Origin of the sequence: Rhizobacter sp. LjRoot28, assembly GCF_964253025.1 — a bacterium.
In the GTDB taxonomy this organism is placed as follows: domain Bacteria; phylum Pseudomonadota; class Gammaproteobacteria; order Burkholderiales; family Burkholderiaceae_C; genus Rhizobacter.
In genome coordinates this window covers 2837688-2858035 of record NZ_CAXUQC020000001.1, presented here as the reverse complement: position 1 = coordinate 2858035, position 20348 = coordinate 2837688, and the positions used below count along the sequence as shown (strand labels likewise).

Below are 20348 nucleotides of genomic sequence, written 5' to 3'. Positions count from 1 at the left end.
GGCCCGGTCGCCGCTTCGGGTTTCCGCATCGCTGCCTCTCGGTTGCACACCAGCATGGCCACGGTTCCGCGCACTCTTCGCAGAGGTTCCACCGTTGCGACACTTCCACCTGAGCATGCCGTCCTGGCTGAGCCGCCACACCGCGGACAAGCCGGAGAACGGGCCGCGCGCGGAGGCCGGCAACCGCGCGCCCGCCAAGGCGCCGCCGCTCCCTCCGCGCCCCACCCATGTTCCGCAGGCACGGCCTGCGCCGACCATCGGCACCACCACCCCGATGGGCCAGTTCGCCGCCAGGCAGCCGTTGACCGCGACGCTCGGCAAGCTGAGCGCCCTGCGCGACCGCACGGCCACGCCGGCGGCGCAGCCGGCCGTGCTGGCCAGCGTCGACCTCGCCGGGAACCTGACCACCTCGCGGGTGCGCGTGCCACCGATGACCGTCTCCGTCACCTGCGACGACCCGCGCCTGCTCGCGCACTACGGTGCAGGACGCGAAAGCGTGGTGTTGCAACGCCTGCAGATGCGGGCCTTCGAGGCGATCCAGGCGTCGTCGCGCGAAGTCCAGGCTGCGATTCGCGAGTTCGACGACGCCATGGCGGCCCGCCCGCCCGCGTCGCCCCAGGAGGCCGCGGAGCGGCAACGCACCTTCGAGTCGGTGTGCCGGATGGTGGCGACGGCCCAGCAGGCCCGTGTCGACCAGGCGGTGCAACAGGAATGGGCGATGCAGAAGCAGCGGGACACCGCCCTGCTGGCCAGCAACGTGCGCTTCGGGGTGAAGCTCACCATGCAGACCGTCTCGGTGGCTGCCAACACCGCCACATCGGCGTTGCTGCCCAACCCGCTGAGCCCGGCCAAGGCGGCGTACTCCCTCTTTCGCATGGGGCAGACGGTCCAGCAGTTCGTGAAGGACCGCGAGCAGGCGGCCCGTTCGATCGAGAAGGGCGATGCCGCGCTCGTCAAGCTGCAGGCCGGGGAGGCCGAGGACGGCGGCGGTGCGCATGCCTGGCGCACCCGCACGCGGGAAATGGTGTCGGCCGTGCACATCCCGTTCACCCAGAAGCTCGTCCGATCGGTCCACCACCAGGAGCAGAAGCTCGACGAGTTCCTCGCCAAGTCGGCCCGTGTCGACAAGCAGGCGCAAGCCATGTACGCACAGGCGGACGAGTTGATGAAGTCGCTGGCGGCACTGCCCCCGGCTGCGCCGGGCGAGCCGGACCCCCACGCCGACATGCGGCGCGAGACCACCGAGCTGCTCGGGGCCCTGGGCGACCTGATGCAGTCGATCGACCGCGACAACGCCTTCTACCGCGAGCACCAGGCGCGATGCCGCGCGTTCCATGCCAACCAGCCGCCGGGCCTGGCCCGGCAGGCTGATGCCGTGGACCTCGTCGCCTCGGCCCTGCGGGTGGGACGCTTCGCCGGCAACGTCGCCAAGATCGCCGCGCACCTGGGCGCTTGACCCGCTCCGCGACGTGCCCGCGTGCCACTTCGTCCGGGTGGCTCGCACTTCGGATGCATGGCGTTACGACTGGTTGCCAACGGCAATAGTGAGTGTCACGGGCCCGCACCCGAGACGGGTCCGGAAGGAGGACTTGATGCTCACCCAGGAACTGCTCGACAGGATTGAACGAGACGCCCCCGCCACACCGGCCCGGGGCTTGCGATTGCAACGCGCCATGCTGCAGGCCGAGTTGGCCGGGCCTCACCCACCGGCGCTGCGTGCCGCCACCACCGCCTTGCTGCTCAAGCTCGAGCATCTGGAGCGCTGCGAGTGCGTGGCGAGCGACGTGCCCTCCGGCTACCTGGCGCCTCACCTGATCGTGCTGCCCCAGTTGTCCGTGGCGGCTTGACGTTCGCGCGGGCATGCGCTCGCCCGATCGGGGACCGGCATCGCGCCGGTCCCCTTTTTCATGAGAAGCGCCATCCCGGCTCAGATGGAAAAAAAAAGGGGCCGGCGTACGCCGGCCCCCATGCCGTGATTGGCCGACCGCCTCAGGCGTTGGCCTCCTCTCGCAAGCCCGCCAGGATCGTGCGCCCGAGGTCGTCCTGGGCCATCCGATCGGCCTCGAAGGCGCGCAAGCGCCATGCCGGATCCTCCTGGGCATGCAGCGTGTAGGCGAGCAGGGCGCTCACGAGCGGGACGTCGCGCGCGTGAGGCTCGGCTGCCTCGAGCGTGTCCCGCGCCGGCTGCAGCTGCCCGGCGAGCAGATGCCGCTGCGCCAGCGCCAGGGCCAGCTCCGGGCGCTCGGGCCGCGCGGCCTGAAGCACCTGCAGCGTCACCAGCACGTCGTCCGAGGCGGCATCATCGGCCGCCACCGACAGCACACCGACCAGGGCCGCGAACACCTCGTCGGACACGAAGGCGGGGGGTGGAATGATGGAAGTCATGCCAAGGCGCTCCGTGGTCGATCAGGCGTGCTGCTGCTGGTAGGCGTGGGCCTGGTTCGTGGCCTGGCCCGTCACCTCGGCCTTGGCGCCCGACTCGGTGAACGCCGTCGACGCGGCGGTGGTCGCCGTGCTCGTCGCCGCTGCCTTGCCGGCCACCTGGGCGACCTGTCCGTTGGTGATGTCGGTCGAGTTGTTCACCGCTTGCGTGGACCACGTCTTCGCACCGCCCTTGGCCGCGTTCTCCGCCGCTTCGCCCACGATCTTGCCGCCGCCCGGGATCACGAGGCCGGCCGCGGTTGTCGCCATGCCGATGCCTGCGCCGATCGCTGCCCCCTTCACATCACCCTGCTCGAGTGCGGCGGAGCCGATCTTGGCAAGACCGGACGCCGCCTGGGCGCCCATCGCTCCCACGGCGGCCAGCTGGCTCAGCCCCGGGATCTTGAGCGCGGCGACGGCGCTCAGCACCGATGACGCGATGTTGGTGATGAAGGAGTAGGCCTTCAGGAAGAAGTTGGCGATGTCACGCAACTGCCCGCCCTTCTTCGTCTTGTTGTCGGGCTGGTTGTAGGTTCCGTCGGACATGTCCTGGGCGGCCTGGGCGGCTGCCGTGGGCGCGGCGCGCCCTGACTGCGCCGTCTTGGCGGTCTTCTCGGCGGCCGCGAGCTCGGCCGCGCTGGCCGTCTTCTCTGCCGGTGCAATCGTCTTGTTGCGCTGCTCCAGCACGCGGTTCAGGTCGCCCTGGCCGATGCTGCGGTCGTTGGCCGCGTGGATGATGTTGCCGCCATGGCCGTGCTTGCCGTTGTCCAGCATGGCATGGAGCAGCGAGCCCTTCTTGTCCTGCAGCGCGCGTGCGGCGTCGCGGACTTCCGGCTTTGCCGCCGGGTCCTCGGCGATCTGCTTGAGCTTGGCGTCCGTGAGGTTGCCCTTGCCGAAGAAGGTGCTGCGGTTCTCGTCGAGCACCTTGAGGGTCTTGTCCTCCTCGGCGGTCAGTTCCATCGACTTGGCAAAGCGGTTGCAGATGCCGTCCTTGCGAATCGACTCGTCCGGGCCCTTGCCCATGTCCTTTTCCCAGGCGGCCGGGTTGTCGACGTAGAACTTCGCGGCGGCCACGAGCTGCGGCGGGCACTTGCCCTGCTCGGCCGTGCCGTCGACGATCTTCTGCAGGCTCTCGCGGGACACATGCTTGGGCAGGTAGTCGGAGTAGCGGAACAGTTCGCGCTGGGCGTCGTTGTTGGTGATCGGCCTCGGCTTGGCGTTCGGATCCTTGTTGTCCGACGGGATGTAGGTCTGCTCGAAGTCCTCCGCCTTCTGTTCGGCGAACGCCTTGTTGGCCGAGTTCGATTGCAGGATGTTGATGTCCTTGGCGCTGATCTTGCCGTCGGTCTTGCCCGTCTTGGCCTTGTCCAGCGCCTCCATCATCTGCGGGTCGGCCTTGAGGTCCTGGATGGCGCGCTTGAGGTCCGGCGGCGTCTTCTCGTCCTTCAGCATTTTGTCGAGGCCGTTGCTGTCGACGGCCTTCTTGAACTTGCCTTCATGGCGACCGAGGATCGCGATGGTCTCCATGCGCTTTTGCTCCACCGCCGGGTCGACGGCATCGGCCTCGGGACGGGCCAGGCAGGGATCGCCCTCTTGTTGCGACTGCCCGACGCTGATGCCCGAGCCCGCGCTGAAGGCCGAGTTGCAAAGCTGGCGCACGAGTTCGACGAACTTGGCGAAATCGAGCTCGCCCTGTTGGGGCCGGGCCGCCGGCTTGTCATTCACATTCTCAAGCGCGGGCGAGGCCGTCGGCTTGTCGAGGGCGCCGCCGGCCGCACCGCAGCCGGCGCCAGCCCCCTGGGCGCCCTGGGCGCCTTGCAGCTGCGACTTGAGCATCATCATGGCCGCGCCCCAGATGGCGGCCGCCAGGGGAGACGGCATGGCGGGGTTGCGTTGCGAGGCGGGCTGCCGCGTGCAACCCTGCATCGCGGCGCCGTGCGCTGCGAACTGGGCCGATGGCGGATGCCGCGAGACGGTCGTGTTCATGGAAGGTCCTTCGGTGGTTGGAGGGGAACGCCGGTCGCGCCGGTGCGGATCGACGACGGCCGAAGCCGACGCGGACCAGCCCGGCGAGCGGGCCCTCCATGCCGCCTTGCGGTCAGTCGCGATGTTGGGACGGTAGGGGCGGGGCCCCGGACCGGACGTCCCGATCACGAAGCCGCGTTGCGCGGTCCGAAGTGCGGACCATGGGTGCGTCATTCGGCACAGGAATCTGCGCCCGCAGGACGGGCCGATCTTGCAATTCGACGCAGATCTTCAGAACGATTCATCCCGCTTTGAGGACGATTTAGCGCGATGTGCGGACACTCGTTGCTCAGCAGTCACAACAATTCCAGGAGTCGACGATGAGTTTTTCGCCCCTCTTCCAGCGGGACCTGTTCGCCGGCGACGCCGGACTGTCGGGCTGGCCGTCGGACGGGCTCGACGACATGCCGCCATCCCTGGGGGCAGCAGCGGAACTGCGTGCGTCTTCCGCCCAGGCGCTGCGGGTGGTGCTGGGTCGAGCCCGTCCGGACTGGCAGGAAGAGTTGGCGCTGGCACCCGCTGCACCGAGCCGCCCCCCGGACCTCAAGCCACCGGTGAATCCGGCGCGCTGACCACCAGCAGGCGGCGCACGTCATCGGCCTGAAGGCTTCGACCTCGGGCGCGGGTGGCGTCGAAGCGATCACTCCCCAGCGCTGGCCTCGCCAGCGCTTCTGCCTGACGCGTCGCAGCCAACTCGTTCGCCACGCGAGCCGTGTGATAGGCCTCGTAGCCCGCATCACCGAAGCCCAGGAGCAGCGCGGCGTCCGCGGGCCGTCCCGCCTTCGCGCAGGCCAGCGCAAGGTGGTCCGCCCAGTAGGGCTGAAGGCCTTCGGCCACGGCGAGGGGCCACGCTTCGCGTGCGAGGGCCAACGCCTCGCACGTCGCACCCTTGACGGCGTGGGCCGCGGCCAGGTTGAGCTGGGCCACGCCGAGGAGCCCGTGACGGCGTGCCTCCTTCAACTGGGCCACCACGGCCTTGCCCTGCGAGATCGCCTCATCGACACGACCCTGGCCCAGTGCGGTATCGAGCAGGTTGATGCGGGCGTTGGCCACGTTCAGCGAGTCGCCCATCAAATGGGCGAGGGCCAGCGTCTCGGTGAGGAAGGTCGTTGCGGCTTCGGCGTTGCCCTCGACCGCGGCGGCGATGGCGCGGGCCGATGCGGCGTGGCGCCTGGACTCGAGCGACAGGCCGGGTTGCATGCTGTCGGCGAGCCTCGCGCGCCGGGCTTCCACGCCTTCGCTCCGCCGTGCTGCCACGACCAGCAGCGCAGCAAGGGCGGCATGGTGGCCGTTGGCATCGCCGAGCGCGTCGAAGAGGGCGGCCGCGCGGGTGGCCGAACGATCCATGGCGTCGACGTCGCGGTTCCACCAGAACAGCGCCAGGCCCAGGTCCCAGGCGGCGCGCACCGGCACCGGGAGCTCGTCCTGCAGCAGCAACGCCGTGGCCTCCCACAGGGCGCGGATCTCCTGGAAGCGGGACTCCGCCGCGGCGAAGCTCAGGGCGGGCATCAACGAGCATGCGGCAACGGCGTCGTGCGCGAGACTCCACGCCATCGCCGCCATGGCATTGTCGAGGTCCGCTTCGAGTGCGGCCCTCAGGTGGTCGAGTCGCACCCCGGGCCGATGCAAGTCACCCAGCGCCGCGGCGAAGCGAGCGACCACCGCCCCGGCGTGTCGCTGCCGCATCGCGTCGAGCTCGCCGGCCTCCTGCAGGTGTTCCTGGGCGAGGGAGCGGGTGGATTCGAGCAGTCGAAAGCGCTCGGTGCCCGTGGCGTCGAGGTGCACGAGGGACTTGTCGACCAGCGAGCGCAATGCGGCGAGCACGGCTTCCGCGCCAAGTCCATCCGTGGCGGCCACCGTGACCAGCATGTCGCTCGAGAACCCGCGCTGGAACACGGCGGCACGCCGGAACACCACCCGTTCGTTGGGCGAAAGCATGCCGAGGCTCCACTCCAGCGCCGAACGCAAGGTGGCGTGCCGCGCCGAGATGGACCGGTTGAACGAGCGCAACAGGCGGAAGCGATGGTCGAGCAGGCCGGCCAGCGCACCGGTTCCCAGTGTGGGCGCCCTTGCGGCGGCGAGTTCGATGGCCAGCGGGATGCCGTCGAGGCGACGGCAGATGGTGATGACGTCGGCCACGTTGGCGTCCGTGAGGCCGAACCCCTCGGCGCCCTGCGCGGCCCGTCGCGCGAACAGCTGCACCGAGCCGTGTTCGAGCGCCTGCGCCGCCGTGGCCGTGGAGGCCGGGATCGACAAGGGCTGCAGCCGCAGCACCTGCTCGTCGTCGAGCCGAAGGGGCGACTGGCTGGTCACGAGAAAACGGACCCCAGGGGCCGCGCGCATGAGCAGGCTCACGAGGCGAGCCACTTCGTCGACCACCCGTTCGACCCCGTCGAGTACGAGCAGCAGGGAAAGCGGACGCAGGGCCTCCGCAATCGCCTCGGGCAGGTCGCCTGCTGGCTGGCGCAGCGCCAGCGCCCGGGCGATGCAGCCGGCCACGGACGCCGGTTCCACGACGGCATCGAGGTCGCACCAGGCCGCCCCGTGGAGGAAGGTGTCCCGATGCTCCTGTACGAGCCGCAGGGCGAGCGCCGACTTGCCGATGCCGGCGGCGCCCACCAGGCTGACGAGTGGCCGGTGGTGCACCAGCTCGCGAAGGGATTCCAGATCGAGGTCCCGACCCACCAGCGCGAGGGGCGGCATCGCCGGTGGCGCGCCCGGCGCCGACAGGCTCTGCGCCGCGGTCACCGGAAGGGTCAACCGGTAACCGCTGCCGGGCACCGTGGAGATCGCACCGGGCCCGAGCAGCCGACGCAAGGCGCTGATGTGGACCGCCAGATTGTTGTCATCGACGACATATCCCGGCCAGACCGCCGCCATGATGTCATTTCTTGTCACCACCTCGCCGGGCCGGGACAGCAGCGTCAGCAGGATGTCGAAGGCTCGGGAGCCGACGCGTACGCGGTCGCCATCGACCAGCAGTTGGCGCTGGTCAACGAGCACGGTACAGCGGTCGGAGAGGTGCAGGACGGTCAGGCGCTGGCATCCGACCGGATAGGCGCAGGGGACGGTAAAAACGAACGGGCGCGCGGTCGGAGCGGGCCGGACTTGCAACACACGTGCCATCGACGGCCGGGCCCGCGGCCGGCCGGCTCAGGTCATCCCGCGATGGCACGCCGATTCGCATCGTACTGGTTGAACTCGATCTCGTTGAGGTCGAGCGTGGTGAGGTTGGTGTCGAAGCCGCCGAGCCGCACCTGGACATTGGCCGGGCGCATCGGGTTCTGGCGCGACTTCTCCCAGGCCAGGTACTGAAGCACGTCGAAGTCGCGGTTGGCGATGCCGTGCTGCTGCTGGAATGCGCGGGTGTCCCGGCGCGACAGGCGGATCTCCACCGGCTGGCCGTTATACCGGCCGCCGATCATGGCGATCGTGTTGGGCTCGGGGCGCGCCTTCACTTCGCTCACCTTGGAGCCACCGAAGAAGCTGCGCAGCGCCTGGCGGAAGGACGAGCGCTTGGGTTGCGACTCCAGCGCATGGGGCCGCGCCGCAGCCACAGGCGTCGAGGCGGGTGCCGCGGCGGCCGCCGGCGTCTGCAGCGCCTGGCGCGGTGGCAGCACGGGAGGCCTCGGCTGAGGGCGCGCATGCGCCGGGTTCGCGGGGTCATGGGCGGAGACCCAGGTGCCGTCCGGCTTCATGAACGGCAGTGCATCCGGGTTGAGCGTCTGGGGGCGCGCCGGCCCGGGGCGCGCTGGGCGGGCAAACTGCTGCATGTCGGCGGGCTGGTCGAACGGGCGGTCGAGTCGCGCAGAGGTGAGCGGCGCGTCCTGGCGTCCCGCCGGCGCAGGCCGGTGATGGGCCGGGTTCGACGGGTCGTTCGCCGAGACCCACGTTCCGTCGTCCTTCATGAAGGGCAGGGCATCGGGATTGAGGTGCTGGGGCTGCGGTTTCGCGGCCGGCTGGTGCACCGCGGTCGGGACCTGGGCGGGCATGTCGAACGGCCGGTCGAGCCGCGCCGTCGTGGCGTTCGAATACGTGGGCGGTTCGGCCGGAAAGTTCGGCGGGCCATCCAGTCGCCCCGACATGGCCTGCTCATAGCTGGGCGGCAGGTCCGCATCGGTGGTCAACCGACCATGCCGGCCTGTCTGGGACTGTTCGTACGTCGGGGGCGGCAGGTCACCGGGCTGCGACTGTGACTCCGGTGCTGCATTGCGCACGACGAGGTGCTTGCGCGGCGCCATGGTCTGGCCGGTGCCGCTGTCGCTCGTACGCGCTGCCGGACGGCCATTGTCAAGTCCCTGCAGGGCCTTCTGGGTGAGCCGCTCGGCGGTGCTGGTGGCCGCGGTCTTGGCGATGTCGCGAGCGGTCTCCGACTGCGCTACGCGGGTGGCGAGTTGGCTGATGGCAGCGCCGGCGGCGCTGGCGGCGGCTGGAACCGGCATGGTCACGCTCCCGAAGTGATGGTGCAGCCACCTTAGGCGTCGGCAGCGGAGGCACGGGCCGCGGTGGCGAAGCGATGTGGTGGCGGGCGAAGGCGGCATCCCCGGTTCGCATGGCCGGCGTCCGCTTCGGTCCGTCGCTCCCGAGCGCCGCCCCGGCTCGCGAGACTGCGGTCACCGCAATCGACACAGAGGAGCGACGAGATGGCTTGGAACGAAGGCTACGTGGTCGAAGAGGCCTACACGAGCGGGTTCTTCCGCAAACAGAGCCCGGTCCACCTGAGCGTGGCCTGCGCGCTCAACGGGTTCGAGCCCGTCGACACCCGCAAACCGTTCACCTACCTGGAGCTCGGGTCGGGTCAGGGCTTCACGGCCAACGTGCTGGCTGCGGCGAATCCGCATGCGAAGTTCTACGCGGCGGACTTCATGCCGGGCCACGTGGTAACGGCGCAGGAACTGGCCGGCGCGGCATCGCTCGACAACGTGACCCACCTCGAGAACAGCTTTGCCGAACTGGCGGCCGGTGCCGCCGACCTTCCGCCGCTCGACTTCATCACGATGCACGGCGTCTACTCGTGGGTGAATCCCGAGAACCGGCGACACATCGTCGACCTGGTGGCGCGCTATCTCAAGCCCGGTGGCATTCTCTATGTCAGCTACAACGCGATGCCTGGCTGGTCGGCGGCGACGCCGCTTCAGCGCCTGGTGATCGAGCACGCACGTGCCCATCCACGGCGCCTGGGTGCCCAGGTCTCGCAGGCCAAGGCATTGATCGACCAGCTCGTCGACGCCAAGGCGTACTACTTCGCCTCCAACCAGGACAGCACGGTGCTGCGAAGCCGGCTCGATTCCTGGGCCAAGGACAAGCCGGTGTACCTGGCGCACGAGTACCTCAACGCCTCGTGGCAGGCGCTCTATCACGCCGACGTGGTACGCGACTTCGCCGCCGCCAAGCTGGACTTCGCCGCGTCGGCCGAGCTGTGCATGAACGTCGATCCGAAGCAGCTGCCCGATGACCAGCGCACCATCGTGGAAGCGATCGACGACCCGCTCCTGCGGGAGACCGTGCTCGACTACATCCAGAACACCGCGTTCCGCAGCGACATCTTCATCCGGGGCGCGCGCCGCATGAGCCCGGCGCGCCGCCAGCAGTGGTGGGACCAGATCGGCGTGGCGTTGACCGTGCCCCGGCGCTTCGCGACGCTCGGCCAGCCCGTGGACGACCCGAAGACCGGCTTTGCCAGCCCGCTGCTCGACATGCTCGAGGACGGCCCGATGTCGGTGCTCGAACTGGCCGAGCGCAACAAGTGCCCGCCCGACGCCATCGCCAACGTGGTGGCCCTCCTCGTGTGGCATGACCAGGGCGCCCCCTTCATCGTCAGCACCGAGTCGCCCGCCAAGGCGGCCACCGTTCGCCTCAACACCGAAGTGGCCCAGGACGCGGTGCTCAACGACCGCTACCAGGCGCTGGCCTCGCCCCTGCTCGGTTCGGGCGTGAGTTCCAGTGCGTTGCAGCGGCTGGTCTACCACGCGCTCTGCGAACGTGCGCATCCGGTCGACCGGCAAGCGCTCACCCAGTGGATCTGGCAGGTGCTCACCGACCAGGGCCCACCCATCATCCTGCACCACGAGCCGCTCCCGGACCGCGAGACCGAGCTGCGGGAGATCGGTCGCGCCGTGGACGACATCCTCGCGCTGCGCGCGCCGATCTGGCGCCAGCTCCACATGATCTGAGCGCACGCCCGGTTCGCCCAACCGGTGTCCGCTTCGTCCGGCGCGCCTCGCGCGCCGAGACCGGCCCCTAACGTAGAGCCCATCGAACGGCACGTCCCGCGTGCCACCTGAGGAAAACCGGAGTCCCTTCCGTCATGCGCTTCGCCAAACTCGTGGGTGTGTTGCTGATCGCGGTGACCCTGTCGGCCAACGCTGCCTTCCCCGGCAAGCGCTTCGTCTACCGGGCCGATGGCAAGCGCCTCACCGAGGTGCTGCAGGACTTCGCCGCCGCGCAGTCGGTGTCGATCGTGGTCGACGCCGGGGTCGATGGGTCGGTCAACGGGCAGTTCAACGCACGGCCCGAGGAGTTCCTCACGGCGCTGTCCAAAAGCTACGGAATCATCTGGTACTACGACGGCGTGACCCTGTTCGTCTACCCGTCGCGGATGATCGAGAGCCGGGTCTTCCGCATGCGCGGCTACAACCGTGCCGCCGTGCGACGCATGCTCTCGTCGATGGGTCTCGGAGACCCTCGCTATCCGCTGCGCTTCAACGATGCGGAGCAGACGCTGCTGGCGTACGGCCCGCCCCGCCACATCGAACTCGTGCAGACCGTGATCGACACGCTGGACGGCACCGCACGCGACCGCGTCGGCTCCGCCATCCGGGTGTTCCCGCTGAACAACGTGGTAGCCGCCGACCGCGTCACCGGGAACGTCCGCGTGCCCGGCCTGGCCAGCACGCTCAACAACCTGTTCTCCCGGGGCTCGCGGGCCGCCGGCGGCGCGCCCGAGGCCAACATCGCGCCCGGCAACGAGGTGTACACGGGCAACCCGAACAAGCGCCGCGCCATGGAGCAGACCTATGGTGCGCGGGCCGATGATCCGCAAAGCGGGCCGGCCCGCAAGGACGGCGTGCGCGATCCCGCCGGCCGCCTGGTCGTGCCGGAGGCCGGCATGGAGGCCGCACGCGACGACACCCCCTTCTTCCAGGCCGACGAGGGCTCCAACGCCATCATCGTGCGCGGTGTCCCCGAGCGCATGGGCCAGTACCAGGCGCTGATCCGGCAGCTCGACGTGGCGCAAGGCCTGGTGGAGATCGAGGCCACCATCATCGACGTCAGCACCGAGTCCTTCGAGTCCCTGGGCATCGAATGGGAGTACTCCCGCACCCGAGGCAGCGTGGCGGTGTCCCCGGGCAGCCCGAGCACCGGCTCGGGCACGGGCCCCTCGGTCAACATCGGCGTGCCCAACGTCACCACGCTCGTGGCCGATGCCGGGCGCTCGCTGCTCACGCGCATCCGGGCGTTGGAAGGCACGGGCAAGGCCCGCATCGTGGCGCGCCCGAAGGTGCTCGGCATGGCCAATCGAACCGCCAGCATGGTGGACAAGCGCCAGGCCTCGGTGCGGGTGGCCGGCAACCTGGACGCCAACCTGTTCACCGTCGAGGCCGGCACCACGCTGCAGGTCATGCCGCAGATCGTCACCACGCCGCAGCGGCGGGAGGTTCGCCTGTCATTGTTCATCGAGGACGGCAGCTTCGAGGGGGCGGTGGTCGACTCCATCCCCATCATCAAGAAGACAGAGATCCGCACCGATGCGGCACTGCTCGAGGGCGAGAGCCTCTTGATCGGCGGCATCTCGGTGGAATCGGACGTGGATGGCCGCAGCGGCCTGCCGGGACTCGCCCGTGTGCCGTTCCTGGGCGCGCTGTTCCGCCATGACGAGGGCAACAAGGTGCGCCGTGAGCGCCTGTTCCTCATCACCCCGAAGCTCGTGAACCAGGTGCCAACCCAGGCGCAGTCGCGCCCCTCCGGCGCGAGCGGCGCGACGGCGTTCCCGCCGGCCGCCGCGGCGGGCGCTCTGCCGGGTTCCCGGCCGGAGCCTGTCGGGCCCGGCGCACCGGTCGCACCGCCTGCACCCCTTGCACCTCCCGCACCTCCCGCACCGGCGGTCCTGCCGGCGCCTGCAGCCGTGGCGCCTTCTTATTCGTGGTGGCGCGGCCTGCCTGCACCGGCCACGCTGGCGGCAGTGCCCGGATCGCGACCGTCCACTGCCGAAGGCTCGATGCCGGAGCACACATCATGACGCGCCTGCGCATCCTCACCGGCCGACACGCCGGCGCTCATCTGGACCTCGCCGACGGCGTCCATGTGGTCGGCGCGTCCCATGACTGCGACATTCTGCTGACCGACTGGACCTTCGCGCCGCTCGAGCTCAGCGTGTCGAGCGGTCAGGTGGACTGCCGCTGGTTCGCCGCGCCGGGGGAAGCCGGTGGCCGGGCGGAAGGCGAGAAGCGCCTGGTGCTCGCGGACCTGGTGCCTCGCGAGTTCGACGGCATCGTGCTGTGTGTCGGCCCGGTGGACGGGGCCTGGCCGAGCGACGTGGAACTGCTGTCGCTCGTGTTCGCGCCCACCCCGAAGCGCGTGGCCCGCTGGGCACGCGACCGACTGCCCCGTCGGCTCGTGCCCGCCATGCTCGCCGCGGGCGTGATGTCGGCAGCGGTGATGGCCTGGCCCGGTTTCGAGGTGTCGGCCACGCCGCCCCCGTTGCCGACGCTGGAGGCGTCACGCGCACTCGTCCAGCACGAACTCGACCGGGTCACGGGTGGGCGCTTGGTCGCCGTCGCCGAGAACGGCACGCTCTATCTCACCGGGCTCGCTGAAGACGCCCAGGACGCCGCCGCCGGCCGCGCCGCCATCGAGGCCCTTCGCGTTCCCTACAACGTGGTGCCGCGCTTCGCCGTGGCCACGGCGATCGCCGAGACGCTGCGCGGCACCGGTGGACTGACCAACCCGACGGTGCGCCACGAGGGGGCCGGCGTGTTCTCTGTCACCGCCGAAGTGACGGATGAGCGGGCCGCAAGGGCTGCGCTGGATCGAATCGCGGCCGACCTGGCGCCCGCCGTCACCAAGGTCAACGCCAGCTTCGAACGCATCTTTCCGAACGATCCGCTCGGGCCGATCCTGTCGCGCTCGCAGCAGGAAGGTCTGTCGGTTGTCCAGACCCGCGATGGCGTCAAGCACATCGTGATCGAGGCCGTGCGCACCGCGCCGGCCGAACTGTTCCCGCCGCGACCGGCCGCGATGCCGGCCGCGGATGCCCGTCCCCCGGCGATGACCACCGCCCGTGCCACTTCCCTGAAAGGAGCCACCCCATGAGCACCGAAGCATTGAACCCGCCCGTGAGCCTGATCGACGACTTCAAGGACCTGCAGATGACCATCTTCCAGGACCGCGAGGGCGACAAGACGCGCCAGCTGGTGGCGTACTTCCGCCAGGCCGAGATCAAGAGCCGCGAGATGCAGCTGCGCACGACCGAGTACGAGCAGAAGCAGTACGCCCAGATGCTGGCCGACGCCTTCGCCGCCTCCAGCCGCATCCTGCTGGCGGCCTGGCAGAAGGCCCACGGCTCGGACCTGCACGTCTGAACCGCCGGCGCCGCGCCGACCCCGAACCCTCCGTTGCACTCAGGAGCCGACCATGATCGTTCTCGAGCGTTTCCATATGCCCTTCGCGTCGATGCCGCGGGTGGCCGAACCGCAGCCCCCGTCGCCGTTGATGTACCAGGTCGAGCTGGTGCGCAAGCTGATCTCCACGATGATGGTCGGCCAGATGCACGCCCAGGCCGATGACGTCGACAGCGTCTTCCGCACGCTCTCGGCCATGCTCGGCGACGGCCGTCACCTGCGCATCAGCTTGGCGCTCGCCAGCGCCATCGGCGGCAATGCGCAGCCTGCGCGCGACCTGCTCGACGAGGGCATGGACGACTGGCCCGGCGCCGAGCCGGCGAAGGTGTCGGTGGCCATGGCCCTCAAGATCGGCGGCGATCCGCAATGGGTCCAGGTGTGCGAACGCACGCTGGCCATCAGCAACGACGACGACGCCCGCCGCTTCGCGCGGCAGCTTCTCGACCAACCCTATCTCCAGGCTTAGGCGCCACCTGCAGCCGGCGCCAAGGCCGTCCTCCGCGAGAGGGCGGCATCGAGGCTGCAATCACTTCGTTCCCGAAAGGAAATTCCATGTCCGGTACCACCCTGGGTCAAGTGCTCGACCCGTCCACCAACGCCATGATCAACTCCGGCTCCGGCGCGCTCACCACCGCCGCCGAATCGGGCGCCGCCACCAAGGCCGGCGAGAGCATGGCCAATACGCAGATCGGCAACTCCGACAAGATGTCCAAGGCCAACGAGGCCATGAACACGCAGGCCATGCTGAACAACGCCCGCAAGGCTGCCTCCGAACTGCTCAAGGGCGCGATCTGATCTCGCCGCCTTCACGTTGAACCTCCACCATCGCTGAAAGGAACACCCCATGTCAGTTTCGACCGTCGGCAACTCCGCCTCTGGCGCCACCACCACCGCCGCCGAATCCGGCGCTGCAACGCAAGCCGGCGAAAGCATGGCCAACACGCAGATCGGCAACTCCGACAAGATGTCCAAGGCCAACGAGGCCATGAACACGCAAGCCATGCTGAACAACGCCCGCAAGGCCGCGTCCGAACTCCTCAAGGGCGCCATCTGAGCGTCCGCCCACCCTCGACTTTCATCTGGAGCGAAACATGAGCGACATGAAGATGGGCCAGATCAGCGGCTTCGCCACCGCCGAACCGGCCAACACCGGCAAGCTGGATGTCCTGAAGAACTGCATCGAGTGCCTCGAGAAGCTGAGCAAGGGCGACACCGCCGGCGCGCTGAACGAGCTGAAGGAGGCATGCGACGCGGCCAAGTCGGCCGCTGCCGGCACGCAGAAGCCGGCTCCGGGCCAGGGCATGGACCTGTACGAACTGCTGCGCCAGATCCTCGAGCAGGGCCAGAAGAACTCCGAGGCCAACAAGGCGGGCCAGGGCGGTGGCGCCCAGGGCGCCGGTGGTCCGCAGGGTGCGGGCGGCGCAGAGGGTGCGGGTGGCGCCCAGGGTGGTCAGCAGGCCGGCATGGCCGAGATGATCAAGATGCTGGTCGACATGCTGCTGCAGGACATGCAGAAGCAAGGCGGCATGAAGCAGGCCGCCTGAGATCGACCGTTCCGCAAGCCACGTCTCGGTCCTCGTGATCGAGCGTGGCGGCGACCACCGTCCCCACTTCATTGATTCGTGTGTCCAGGCGACTGGATCGGAGACCGACATGACTTCAGCCCCCACCGACAAGCCGCTCGTCGACGCCCTTGCCGCCATCTTCTACGTGGGCAGCGAGCTCGAGGCGGACGAGCAGACCCTGCCCGTGCTGCGCCTCATCCGCCGCCTGCGGCCCGATTCACCCAAGCTCGCCGTCGTCGAAGCGCAGCAGCTGATCGAGTGCGGCGACCTGCAGGGCGCCCGCCTGCTGCTCGACGAGGCCGATGAACGCAGCCCGGACACCGCCATCGTGAAGGCGATGCTGGCCCTGGTGCTGCAGCAGCAGCGCAACGGGCTGTGGGTCGCCTACGCGGAGGACGCGCGCGGGTTGCCCGCCGACCCGAAGGCCGACTCGATCCTCGAGTTCCTCGACCGCATTGCACGCGGCGATCCGTTCGAGGCGACTGAAGAGGCGGCCGAGGAGGAGGCGACGGCGGCGCCGGCGACGACGATGCCGTTCATGATGTCGCAGTACATGGGCGTTGCCTGTTGAACTGCGGCCGTTCGCTGTTCCTCCCTCCACAGGAGCCTTCGCCATGAACCCCGTCGAACCCGTCGCGGCGATCGCCGCCATCGGTCAGGTGGCCCCCCTGTCGGGCGCTGGCCCCGCCCAGTCGCTGTCGCAGCCCGCTCCGGGCGGCCCCTCCATCGAGGAGCTGACGAACCGCTTCCGCGCGATGATGGATGCGCCGAATCCGGTCGAGCCCACGCCGTCCGGCCCGAACGAGAGCCTGTTGACGCACATGATGGCCAACGGCGAGGAGTTCCTTCGCCACACCCACGAGAAGGTGGCCGAGCTGCGAGCCCAGTCGCCCTACATGAGTCCGCAGGAGTTCGTCGCCGCATCCATCGAAGTGAGCAACTCCGCATCCATCGGAGCCTTCCGGCTGCAGGCGGCCACGTCCGTGGCCTCGGGCACCAACAAGAGCATGCAGTCGCTGCTCAAGAACCAGTGACCATGAGGCCGAACATGCTCATTCCTCGCATCCCGCGGACATTGGCGTGCACGCTGCTGTTCATGCTGGCCTTCGCGTTGGCGGGCTGCAAGCAGGACCTGCATTCCAAGCTCGCCGAGGCCGACGCCAACGAGATGCTGGGCGTGCTGCTCACGGCGGGCCTGGACGCGTCCAAGAAGTCGCCTGACGGCAAGACCTGGACCATCTCGGTCGAAGGCGACCAGCTCGGCGAGGCCTTGTCCGTGCTGCGGGCCAACGGCCTGCCGGCCCAGGCCCATGCGAGCCTGGGCGAAGTCTTCAAGAAGGACGGCCTCATCTCCACGCCGACGGAAGAGCGTGTGCGCTTCATCCACGGGGTCTCTCAGGAGCTCGCGGCCACGCTCTCGGCGATCGATGGCGTCATCACCGCACGGGTGCACGTCGTGCTGCCCAACAACGACCCGCTGGCCGACAACGTGAAGCCGTCCAGCGCGTCGGTGTTCATCAAGCACCGACCGGAGGCCAACGTGGCCACGCTGGTGCCGATCGTCAAGAACCTGGTGATGCGCAGCGTGGAGGGACTCTCCTACGACAACGTGAACGTCACGGTCGTGGCGGCCGCGCCACTCTCCGCCGGCGTCCGCCAGCTGGTCGACAAGAAGCCGTTCGCCCCGCCCGCCGTGGTGGCGTTGCTCGCCCTGGTCGGCAGCCTCGTGCTGCTGCTGGCGATCGCGATGTTCCGTCCCGGGTGGTTGCCCGCGGCGGTGCGCGGCCCGGCCGGCAAGCTGATCGGCCGCGACGCCGGTGACGGGCAGGAAGTCTCGGCATGATCGACAGCGTTCGCCGCCTGCTGCAGGCCGTCGACCGCAAGGCGCGGGCCTGGCCGTCCGAGCTTCACCCCGCCTGGGTGGATGCGGCGACGGCCCGCCTCGGGCCGCACGCCGCCGAATGGTGTGCCCGCGTTCCGCCGCAACGGCATGCGAACCTCCTCGCCCGCACCTACGGCCTCGAGTGGCCGACGCTGGACGCGTTCCAGGCGCCGGCGCATCGCCTGGCGCTGCTCGACCGGGCGACGCTGCTCAAGGTGCTGGCCACCTGTGCCCTCGAAGGCCGACGCGACAGCGTGCGGCGTTCGGTGGGACGTCTCGTGCGTGACCTGCTGATCGAAGGCATCGGCGAAAGCGCCTATGAGAAGGTGCTGGACGGTCCGGTGCGCGGGCTGCAGAGCGCAGCCCCTCTGGGTGCCGTGGAGGTGAATCCCGAGCGGCTGGCCGCCGACGGGTTCCGCGCCTTGTGCGCCCAAGCGGCCTGGCGCCATCCGGTGCTGATCACGATGGTGCGCCTGAGTCTCCCGCCGGGCGTCACGGCGGACCCCGGCACGCCGGCAGCGGCCTCAGCTGGCGGCCGGGTCATCGATCGACTTCAAGACTACTTTCCGGAGTTGGCATGGTTGTTTGGTTCAGACATGGATCGTGCACTGTCGGTGTCGAGGACGGCCTCGTCCGCGCTGGCGACTTCGCCGCACTGACCGACCTGCTCGACGCGGCTCGATCGCTGCACACCGAACGCGAGCGCTTGCTGGCGGGGGTCGGTGCGGAGATCGACGCCTTGCGTGCCGAGGCCAGGGCCCAGGTGGAGGCCGAGCTGGCCGCGGCCCGTCTCGAGCGCGAGCAGGCCCGGGAGGCGGGTTTCAACGAAGGCATGGAGGCGGCCGCGGCACGCTGGACGGAGTCGGCGCTGCGCGAGGCCGCCTCCACGCAGCGCAGCCTGATCCGCCAGACGCAGCGCCTGAGCCAGATCGTGTCCCTCGCACTCGAGCGCATCGTGGAGCACGAGGACAGGGTGACCCTGTTCAACCGCGCCCTCGCCGCGATCACGAAACTGGTCCGCGACGTGCCGATGGCCACGCTGCGCGTCCACCCCGCCGAGCTCGACAGCGCGCTGGCCGCGGTGACCGCCTTCGCCCCCTGTGCCACCGGCCGCCTGCAGATCGAGGTGAAGGCGGACTCGGCCCTGCCCCCCGGAAGCTGCCTGTTCGAGTCGGACGAAGGCCTGATCGACGCCGGGCTCAAGACGCAGCTGGCGGCCATCCGCCGTGCGATGGAGCGTGCCGCCGAACACCTGTTGCTTGACGACGGTCCGGCCTCTGCGGTCGCGGCCCCCGCGGCGGCAGAGGTCGTCGGCCTGGAGACCTCCGCCGCCGGTGTCCAGGTGCCGCCCGCGCAGAACGACGAGCAGGTGCAGCCGCTGGCCACGTCGGACGCGGCCTGAGCGTTCGGCAGGGCGGTCGTGCCTTCGCCGGCCCGCCGGCGCCAGCCGCGCGGGGCTGCCACAGTGGCTTCACGATCCGCCACTGAGCGCCCACCCGGCGTTGCGCCATGACCGACCTGCTGCGTTTTGCCAGAGCCCTCGAGGACGAACTCAAGCACGAGTCGGTACTGACCCGCACCGGCAAGGTGTTCGAAGTGGTCGGCACGCTGATCCGGGCCAGTGGCCTGGACGTGCGCGTGGGCGAACTCTGTGAGCTGCAGGACACGCGGGGGCGCCGCATCCAGCGCGCCGAGGTGGTCGGCTTCGGCAAGGGAGGCGCCGTGCTCTCCCCGTTCGGCGGCCTGACCGGCGTGAACGATGCGACCCGTGTGCTCGGCACCGGCAAGCCGCTGTCGGTGCGGGTCGGGCCGGGGTTGCTGGGGCGGGTGATCAGCGGCCTGGGCGACCCGATCGACGGCAAGGGCCCCATCGCCGGTGTGGAGGACCGGCCGGTCTTCGCCGACCCGCCGGACCCCATGAGCCGGGCCATGATCGAGCACCCGCTGCCCACCGGCGTGCGCATCATCGACGGCTTGATGACGTTCGGCGAAGGTCAGCGCATGGGGATCTTCGCGCCAGCCGGTGCCGGCAAGAGCACGTTGATGGGCATGCTCGCCCGCGGCGCCCAGTGCGACGTGAGCGTGATCGCCCTCATCGGCGAACGCGGCCGTGAGGTGCGCGAGTTCATCGAGTTCATCCTGGGCCCCGAAGGCATGGCGCGATCGGTGGTGGTCTGCGCCACGTCCGACCGCTCCTCCATCGAACGCGCGAAGGCGGCCTATGTGGCTACCGCGGTGGCGGAGTACTTCCGCGACCAGGGGCAGAAGGTGCTGCTCATGATGGACTCGCTCACCCGCTTTGCACGGGCACAGCGGGAGATCGGCCTCGCCGCGGGCGAGCCGCCCGCACGGCGGGGCTTTCCGCCCTCGGTATTTGCAGAACTGCCCCGGCTCCTGGAGCGGACCGGCATGGGTGCGCGAGGCTCCATCACCGCCCTGTACACGGTGCTGGCCGAGGACGAGAGCGGCGGCGACCCGATCGCCGAGGAGGTGCGCGGCATCCTGGACGGCCACATGATCCTGTCGCGCCGCATCGCCGCGAAGAACCAGTACCCGGCGATCGACGTGCTCGGCAGCCTGAGCCGCGTGATGACGCAGATCGTGCCGGCCGAGCATGTCGCGATGGCCGCCACGCTGCGCCGTCTGATGGCCAAGTACGACGAGGTGGAGATGCTGCTGCAGGTGGGCGAGTACAAGCCGGGCAACGACGCCCAGGCCGACATGGCCGTCGAGCGCATCGAGCACATCCGCGCCTTCCTGAACCAGGCCACCAGCGACCTGCGCCCCTTCGACGACACGCTGGCGCACCTCGCGTCGCTGGTGCAGTGAGGCGCC

Annotated in this window: 21 protein-coding genes; 17 read left to right on the top strand and 4 right to left on the bottom strand. The window is 69.7% G+C overall.

The window, feature by feature from the left end:
• The first annotated feature begins 115 nt into the window (after window positions 1–115).
• Window positions 116–1456, top strand: coding sequence for a hypothetical protein (locus tag ACSQ2F_RS13060; protein ID WP_436023434.1), 1341 nt, complete (start codon window positions 116–118; stop codon window positions 1454–1456).
• Window positions 1457–1592: 136 nt separating this feature from the next.
• A complete protein-coding gene (locus ACSQ2F_RS13055; RefSeq protein WP_436023432.1) occupies window positions 1593–1847 on the top strand; it encodes a hypothetical protein in 255 nt (84 codons plus the stop codon).
• Window positions 1848–1989: 142 nt separating this feature from the next.
• On the opposite strand, the gene ACSQ2F_RS13050 is transcribed toward ACSQ2F_RS13055, so the two are convergent.
• The gene (locus ACSQ2F_RS13050) at window positions 1990–2385 is read right to left on the bottom strand and encodes an HrpB1 family type III secretion system apparatus protein (RefSeq protein ID WP_436023430.1); all 396 of its coding nucleotides are present in this window, start codon (window positions 2383–2385) and stop codon (window positions 1990–1992) included.
• Window positions 2386–2406: 21 nt separating this feature from the next.
• Window positions 2407–4407, bottom strand: coding sequence for an HrpF/NolX family T3SS translocon protein (locus ACSQ2F_RS13045; protein ID WP_436023428.1), 2001 nt, complete (start codon window positions 4405–4407; stop codon window positions 2407–2409).
• A 359-nt stretch (window positions 4408–4766) separates the two neighbouring features.
• On the opposite strand from ACSQ2F_RS13045, the gene ACSQ2F_RS13040 reads away from it, so the two are divergent.
• The gene (locus tag ACSQ2F_RS13040; protein WP_436023426.1) at window positions 4767–5018 is read left to right on the top strand and encodes a hypothetical protein; all 252 of its coding nucleotides are present in this window, start codon (window positions 4767–4769) and stop codon (window positions 5016–5018) included.
• On the opposite strand, the gene ACSQ2F_RS13035 is transcribed toward ACSQ2F_RS13040, so the two are convergent.
• Together ACSQ2F_RS13035 and ACSQ2F_RS13030 are read right to left on the bottom strand one after the other, a co-directional pair.
• Window positions 4990–7449, bottom strand: a complete 2460-nt coding sequence (locus tag ACSQ2F_RS13035; RefSeq protein ID WP_436023424.1) for an ATP-binding protein — start codon at window positions 7447–7449, stop codon at window positions 4990–4992. The two genes, ACSQ2F_RS13040 and ACSQ2F_RS13035, sit on opposite strands and share 29 nt — an antisense overlap.
• 155 nt (window positions 7450–7604) lie before the next feature.
• Complete coding sequence (locus tag ACSQ2F_RS13030; protein ID WP_436023422.1) at window positions 7605–8888, bottom strand: hypothetical protein; 1284 nt, start codon at window positions 8886–8888, stop codon at window positions 7605–7607.
• A gap of 201 nt (window positions 8889–9089) precedes the next feature.
• Here ACSQ2F_RS13030 and ACSQ2F_RS13025 point away from each other — a divergent pair, with 201 nt between their 5' ends.
• The 14 genes from ACSQ2F_RS13025 (at window position 9090) to sctN (ending at window position 20342) form a co-directional block, all read left to right on the top strand.
• Entirely contained in the window at window positions 9090–10619 is a 1530-nt protein-coding gene (locus ACSQ2F_RS13025; protein WP_436023420.1) for a class I SAM-dependent methyltransferase, read from the top strand.
• A 134-nt stretch (window positions 10620–10753) separates the two neighbouring features.
• A complete protein-coding gene (gene sctC, locus ACSQ2F_RS13020; RefSeq protein WP_436023418.1) occupies window positions 10754–12685 on the top strand; it encodes a type III secretion system outer membrane ring subunit SctC in 1932 nt (643 codons plus the stop codon).
• Window positions 12682–13758: a hypothetical protein gene (locus ACSQ2F_RS13015; protein ID WP_436023416.1), complete on the top strand. Its 1077-nt coding sequence runs from the start codon at window positions 12682–12684 to the stop codon at window positions 13756–13758. The genes sctC and ACSQ2F_RS13015 overlap by 4 nt, the downstream gene beginning before the upstream one ends.
• Window positions 13755–14027 (top strand): hypothetical protein, encoded by a 273-nt coding sequence (locus tag ACSQ2F_RS13010; protein ID WP_436023414.1) that lies wholly within the window; start codon window positions 13755–13757, stop codon window positions 14025–14027. Before ACSQ2F_RS13015 ends, ACSQ2F_RS13010 begins: the two co-directional genes overlap by 4 nt.
• 52 nt (window positions 14028–14079) lie before the next feature.
• Complete coding sequence (locus tag ACSQ2F_RS13005; RefSeq protein WP_436023413.1) at window positions 14080–14532, top strand: HrpB1 family type III secretion system apparatus protein; 453 nt, start codon at window positions 14080–14082, stop codon at window positions 14530–14532.
• Between the two features lie 86 nt (window positions 14533–14618).
• On the top strand, window positions 14619–14861 hold the full coding sequence (locus ACSQ2F_RS13000; RefSeq protein WP_436023411.1) for a hypothetical protein: 243 nt from the start codon (window positions 14619–14621) through the stop codon (window positions 14859–14861).
• A 49-nt stretch (window positions 14862–14910) separates the two neighbouring features.
• Window positions 14911–15120, top strand: coding sequence for a hypothetical protein (locus ACSQ2F_RS12995; RefSeq protein ID WP_436023409.1), 210 nt, complete (start codon window positions 14911–14913; stop codon window positions 15118–15120).
• Window positions 15121–15157: 37 nt separating this feature from the next.
• The gene (locus ACSQ2F_RS12990; protein WP_436023407.1) at window positions 15158–15610 is read left to right on the top strand and encodes a hypothetical protein; all 453 of its coding nucleotides are present in this window, start codon (window positions 15158–15160) and stop codon (window positions 15608–15610) included.
• Between the two features lie 109 nt (window positions 15611–15719).
• Window positions 15720–16202 (top strand): HrpB1 family type III secretion system apparatus protein, encoded by a 483-nt coding sequence (locus tag ACSQ2F_RS12985; protein WP_436023405.1) that lies wholly within the window; start codon window positions 15720–15722, stop codon window positions 16200–16202.
• Window positions 16203–16245: 43 nt separating this feature from the next.
• The gene (locus ACSQ2F_RS12980) at window positions 16246–16665 is read left to right on the top strand and encodes a hypothetical protein (protein ID WP_436023403.1); all 420 of its coding nucleotides are present in this window, start codon (window positions 16246–16248) and stop codon (window positions 16663–16665) included.
• Between the two features lie 14 nt (window positions 16666–16679).
• The gene (gene sctJ / locus ACSQ2F_RS12975; RefSeq protein WP_436023401.1) at window positions 16680–17474 is read left to right on the top strand and encodes a type III secretion system inner membrane ring lipoprotein SctJ; all 795 of its coding nucleotides are present in this window, start codon (window positions 16680–16682) and stop codon (window positions 17472–17474) included.
• Entirely contained in the window at window positions 17471–18172 is a 702-nt protein-coding gene (locus ACSQ2F_RS12970) for a type III secretion protein HrpB4 (RefSeq protein WP_436023399.1), read from the top strand. The genes sctJ and ACSQ2F_RS12970 overlap by 4 nt, the downstream gene beginning before the upstream one ends.
• On the top strand, window positions 18091–18915 hold the full coding sequence (locus ACSQ2F_RS12965) for a FliH/SctL family protein (protein ID WP_436023397.1): 825 nt from the start codon (window positions 18091–18093) through the stop codon (window positions 18913–18915). The genes ACSQ2F_RS12970 and ACSQ2F_RS12965 overlap by 82 nt, the downstream gene beginning before the upstream one ends.
• 107 nt (window positions 18916–19022) lie before the next feature.
• Window positions 19023–20342: a type III secretion system ATPase SctN gene (sctN, locus tag ACSQ2F_RS12960; protein WP_436023395.1), complete on the top strand. Its 1320-nt coding sequence runs from the start codon at window positions 19023–19025 to the stop codon at window positions 20340–20342.
• Window positions 20343–20348 lie beyond the last annotated feature (6 nt).

What these genes read in the sequence shown, in the direction of transcription:
- ACSQ2F_RS13060 (WP_436023434.1), top strand. Translation starts at nt 116, where the DNA reads ATGCCGTCCTGGCTGAGCCGCCACACCGCGGACAAGCCGGAGAACGGG.
- ACSQ2F_RS13055 (WP_436023432.1), top strand. Translation starts at nt 1,593, where the DNA reads ATGCTCACCCAGGAACTGCTCGACAGGATTGAACGAGACGCCCCCGCC.
- ACSQ2F_RS13050 (WP_436023430.1), bottom strand. Translation starts at nt 2,385, where the DNA reads ATGACTTCCATCATTCCACCCCCCGCCTTCGTGTCCGACGAGGTGTTC.
- ACSQ2F_RS13045 (WP_436023428.1), bottom strand. Translation starts at nt 4,407, where the DNA reads ATGAACACGACCGTCTCGCGGCATCCGCCATCGGCCCAGTTCGCAGCG.
- ACSQ2F_RS13040 (WP_436023426.1), top strand. Translation starts at nt 4,767, where the DNA reads ATGAGTTTTTCGCCCCTCTTCCAGCGGGACCTGTTCGCCGGCGACGCC.
- ACSQ2F_RS13030 (WP_436023422.1), bottom strand. Translation starts at nt 8,888, where the DNA reads ATGCCGGTTCCAGCCGCCGCCAGCGCCGCCGGCGCTGCCATCAGCCAA.
- ACSQ2F_RS13025 (WP_436023420.1), top strand. Translation starts at nt 9,090, where the DNA reads ATGGCTTGGAACGAAGGCTACGTGGTCGAAGAGGCCTACACGAGCGGG.
- sctC (WP_436023418.1), top strand. Translation starts at nt 10,754, where the DNA reads ATGCGCTTCGCCAAACTCGTGGGTGTGTTGCTGATCGCGGTGACCCTG.
- ACSQ2F_RS13015 (WP_436023416.1), top strand. Translation starts at nt 12,682, where the DNA reads ATGACGCGCCTGCGCATCCTCACCGGCCGACACGCCGGCGCTCATCTG.
- ACSQ2F_RS13010 (WP_436023414.1), top strand. Translation starts at nt 13,755, where the DNA reads ATGAGCACCGAAGCATTGAACCCGCCCGTGAGCCTGATCGACGACTTC.
- ACSQ2F_RS13005 (WP_436023413.1), top strand. Translation starts at nt 14,080, where the DNA reads ATGATCGTTCTCGAGCGTTTCCATATGCCCTTCGCGTCGATGCCGCGG.
- ACSQ2F_RS13000 (WP_436023411.1), top strand. Translation starts at nt 14,619, where the DNA reads ATGTCCGGTACCACCCTGGGTCAAGTGCTCGACCCGTCCACCAACGCC.
- ACSQ2F_RS12995 (WP_436023409.1), top strand. Translation starts at nt 14,911, where the DNA reads ATGTCAGTTTCGACCGTCGGCAACTCCGCCTCTGGCGCCACCACCACC.
- ACSQ2F_RS12990 (WP_436023407.1), top strand. Translation starts at nt 15,158, where the DNA reads ATGAGCGACATGAAGATGGGCCAGATCAGCGGCTTCGCCACCGCCGAA.
- ACSQ2F_RS12985 (WP_436023405.1), top strand. Translation starts at nt 15,720, where the DNA reads ATGACTTCAGCCCCCACCGACAAGCCGCTCGTCGACGCCCTTGCCGCC.
- ACSQ2F_RS12980 (WP_436023403.1), top strand. Translation starts at nt 16,246, where the DNA reads ATGAACCCCGTCGAACCCGTCGCGGCGATCGCCGCCATCGGTCAGGTG.
- sctJ (WP_436023401.1), top strand. Translation starts at nt 16,680, where the DNA reads ATGCTCATTCCTCGCATCCCGCGGACATTGGCGTGCACGCTGCTGTTC.
- ACSQ2F_RS12970 (WP_436023399.1), top strand. Translation starts at nt 17,471, where the DNA reads ATGATCGACAGCGTTCGCCGCCTGCTGCAGGCCGTCGACCGCAAGGCG.
- ACSQ2F_RS12965 (WP_436023397.1), top strand. Translation starts at nt 18,091, where the DNA reads ATGGTTGTTTGGTTCAGACATGGATCGTGCACTGTCGGTGTCGAGGAC.
- sctN (WP_436023395.1), top strand. Translation starts at nt 19,023, where the DNA reads ATGACCGACCTGCTGCGTTTTGCCAGAGCCCTCGAGGACGAACTCAAG.